The 3,471-nt window shown below is 68.8% G+C and carries 2 protein-coding genes; one reads left to right on the forward strand and one right to left on the reverse strand.

Annotated features, from left to right (window positions below):
- Positions 1–201 precede the first annotated feature (201 nt).
- Positions 202–666 (forward strand): PPOX class F420-dependent oxidoreductase, encoded by a 465-nt coding sequence (locus tag LCD35_RS29575; protein WP_224963251.1) that lies wholly within the window; start codon positions 202–204, stop codon positions 664–666.
- Between the two features lie 157 nt (positions 667–823).
- On the opposite strand, the gene LCD35_RS29580 is transcribed toward LCD35_RS29575, so the two are convergent.
- Positions 824–3,346 (reverse strand): ATP-dependent Clp protease ATP-binding subunit, encoded by a 2,523-nt coding sequence (locus LCD35_RS29580; protein WP_224963254.1) that lies wholly within the window; start codon positions 3,344–3,346, stop codon positions 824–826.
- Positions 3,347–3,471 lie beyond the last annotated feature (125 nt).

The raw sequence follows: 3,471 nt of genomic DNA on the forward strand, positions 1-3,471 counted from the left end.
GGGCGGGGCCGTGGTGCGAGGCTACGGGGGCGGGTGCGCAGATCGCAGGGTCTTTCGTCACTCACATGGCGCGCGTGATCGGTGGAAACACCTGTGTGGGCGGCGGTTATCGTCACGCGGGTCGGTGGTGGTGCGGGGTGGTGGCCGGGTGGTTGGGGTAGGTTTTCGGCCGTCAGTTCGTCGTGCGTCGGAAGGACCGCTGTGGCCCCCAGTATCGCCACCAATGATCGGGTCGAGTTCCCGGAGCTGTTGGAGTTCGTGCGTCCGCGTCATCGTGCGTTGCTGGTGACGGAGCGGGCGTCGGGTCGTCCGCAGATCTCGCCGGTGACGTGCGGGGTGGACGGGCAGGGGCGGATCGTGGTGTCGACGTATCCGGAGCGGGCGAAGGCGGTGAACGTGCGCCGGTCGGGCCGGGTGTCGGTGTGCGTGCTCTCGGATGAGTTCAACGGTCCGTGGGTGCAGGTGGACGGTTCGGCGGAGGTGGTGGATCCGCCGGAGAGCGTGGAGCCGCTGGTGGAGTACTTCCGGTGCATCTCGGGTGAGCATCCGGATTGGGACGAGTACCGGGAGGCGATGCGCAAGCAGGGCAAGTCGCTGATCCGAGTGTCGATCGAGTCGTGGGGCCCGATCGCGACGGGTGGTTTTCCGGCGCGGTTGGCGGAGTGAGCAGGTTCCGGACGTGAGTGACGCCCAGGGCTTGCTGGGGGTCCAAGCCCTGGGCGTCCTTCGCCGCACGAGGGGGAGGTGCGGCGGCGATCATCATCGTAACTCATCGCATCGGCTCGGTCACCCTCCGTGCTGACTTTTTCGGGTGCCGGTGGGGTCAGGAGGTTCCGGCGCCGGTTTCGAGGGCGGGCCTGATCTGGAAGGTGAGCTGGTCGCCGGAGGTGTCGACCTCGACGCGTTGTCCTTCGCCGAGCTTGCCTTCGAGGAGCAGTTCGGAGATGGAGTCGTCGACTTCGCGTTGGATGGTGCGTCGCAGCGGGCGGGCGCCGTAGTCGGGTTGGTGGCCGTGTTCGGTGATCCAGTCGACGGCGGCGTTGCTGAAGTCGACTTCGATGTCCTGGGTGCCGAGGCGTTCGCGGGTGTCGCCGAGCAGCAGTTCGGTGATGCGGTGCAGCTGGTCGGTTTCGAGCCTGCGGAACATGACGACTTCGTCGATGCGGTTGAGGAATTCGGGCCGGAACGCGTCGCGGAGTCGTGCCATGAGGCGGTCGCGGGCGGGTTCGTCGGCTTGTTCCTGGCCGCGGCTGGAGAAGCCGAGGACTCCGGAGCGTTGCGAGATGATGTCGGAGCCGAGGTTGCTGGTCATGATCAGCACGGTGTTGCTGAAGTCGACGGTGCGGCCTTGGCCGTCGGTGAGGCGGCCGTCGTCGAGGACTTGCAGCAGGGTGTTGAACACGTCGGGGTGGGCCTTCTCGATCTCGTCGAGGAGGATGACCGAGTAGGGGCGGCGGCGGACGGCTTCGGTGAGTTGGCCGGCTTCGCCGTAGCCGACGTAGCCGGGTGGGGAGCCGACCATGCGGCTGGCGGTGTGGGCTTCTTGGAATTCGCTCATGTCCAGGCGGACCATGCGGTCCTGGTCGCCGAAGAGGGATTCGGCCAGCGCCCGGGCGAGTTCGGTCTTGCCGACGCCGGTGGGTCCGAGGAACAGGAAGGTGCCGACGGGCCGGTTGGGGTCGCCCATGCCGGTGCGGGAACGGCGGACGGCGCGGGCGATGGCGTGGACGGCTTCGTCCTGGCCGACGACGCGCTTGTGCAGTTGTTCTTCGAGGTTGAGCAGGCGGGTCTTCTCCTGCTCGGTGAGTTGGGTGGCGGGGATGCCGGTGGCGCGGGAGACGACGTCGGCGATCTCTTCGCGGCCGACGACGGGGATGCCGCCGCCGCCTTGGCGTTGGGACCGGATCCGTTCGCGGACCGCGACGATCTCGTCGCGGAGGTTGGCGGCGCGTTCGTAGTCCTCTTCGGCGATGGCTTGGGCCTTGTCGCGGCTGAGTTCGTCGTTGCGCTGTTCGAGTTCGCGCAGGTCGGTGTCGGGCGTTCCGGTGCGCAGCCGTTTGCGGGCGCCTGCCTGGTCGATGAGGTCGATGGCCTTGTCGGGCAGGAACCGGTCGGTGATGTAGCGGTCGGCGAGTTCGGCGGCGGCGCGGATGGCGTCGTCGTGGAACCGGACCTGGTGGTGGGCTTCGTAGCGGTCGCGGAGGCCGCAGAGGATGCGTTCGGTGTCGGCGACGCTGGGTTCGTCGACGGTGATGGGCTGGAAGCGGCGTTCCAGCGCGGCGTCCTTCTCGATGTTGGTGCGGTATTCGTCGAGGGTGGTGGCGCCGACGACGTGCAGTTCGCCGCGGGCGAGCTTGGGTTTGAGCATGTTGCCCGCGTCGACGGCGCCGTCGGAGCCGCCTGCGCCGACGACGGTGTGCAGCTCGTCGATGAAGATGATCAGCCGGTCGCGGTTCTTGCTGATCTCGTCGAGGAGTTTGTTCATGCGTTCTTCGAAGTCGCCGCGGTAGCGGGTGCCTGCGACGACGCCGGAGAGGTCGAGTTGCACGACGCGCTTGTCCTGGAGCACGTCGGGCACTTGGCCGTCGACGACGCGTTGGGCGAGGCCTTCGACGACGGAGGTCTTGCCGACGCCGGCTTCGCCGATGAGCACCGGGTTGTTCTTGGTGCGGCGGGAGAGCACTTCGATGGTCTGCTCGATCTCCTCGTCGCGGCCGATGACGGGGTCGAGGCCGCCGTCGCGGGCCTTGGTGGTGAGGTCCTGGCCGAACTGCTCCAGGGTGGGGGTGCTGCTGGTCTCGGCGGTGTCGGGCCGCGGCTGCGCCGGGTCGGCGGGGCCTGCCTGCAGCGATTCGAGGGTGACGTGGGCGGCGGCGAGGATGCGCCCGGCCTGCGATTCGGGGTTGGCGGCCAGCGCGAGCAGCAGGTGGTCGGGGCCGATGTAGGAGGCGCCGACGGCGCGGGCGATCTGGTGCGATTCGAGCAGGGTGCGCTTGGCCGCGGGGGTCAGCGCGGGTGGTTGTTCGACGGCGTCGCCGGTGGGCAGCTGCTGTTCGATGCGCTGGGCGAGCGGGTCGGGGTCGGCTCCGGCGCGTTCCAGCATGGCGCGGGTGGTTTCGGAGCGGGTGGCGGCCCACAGCAGGTGGTGGGTGTCGAGGTCGCGGCCGCCGTGTTCGACGGTGAGGCGGGCGGCGTTGGCCACCAGGTCTTGGGCGTGCCTGCTCATCAGGCGGGTGAGGTCGACCCGTTGGGGCTGGTTCGGGCCGTCGCCACCGGAGAGGTAGCGGGCCAGGAAGTCGTCGAAGGGGCTCGAACCGAACCCTCCGGAGCCGAAGAAGCCGGTCATGGTCACCTCTCTCGTCCGTGAAACTCCTCGTTGTCTTCCCGCGGGTCTCGTCGGCTCAAACACGCGTGCGCGGTGGTGGCATTCCGCGGTATGCGGCTCGTCACGGAGCGGCGGGGGTGGGTGGG

It is taken from the genome of Saccharopolyspora sp. 6V, assembly GCF_020176785.1.
GTDB lineage: Bacteria > Actinomycetota > Actinomycetes > Mycobacteriales > Pseudonocardiaceae > Saccharopolyspora_C > Saccharopolyspora_C gregorii.

Coding starts and splice junctions, on each gene's coding strand:
- LCD35_RS29580 (WP_224963254.1), bottom strand. CDS start 3,346: ATGACCGGCTTCTTCGGCTCCGGAGGGTTCGGTTCGAGCCCCTTCGAC.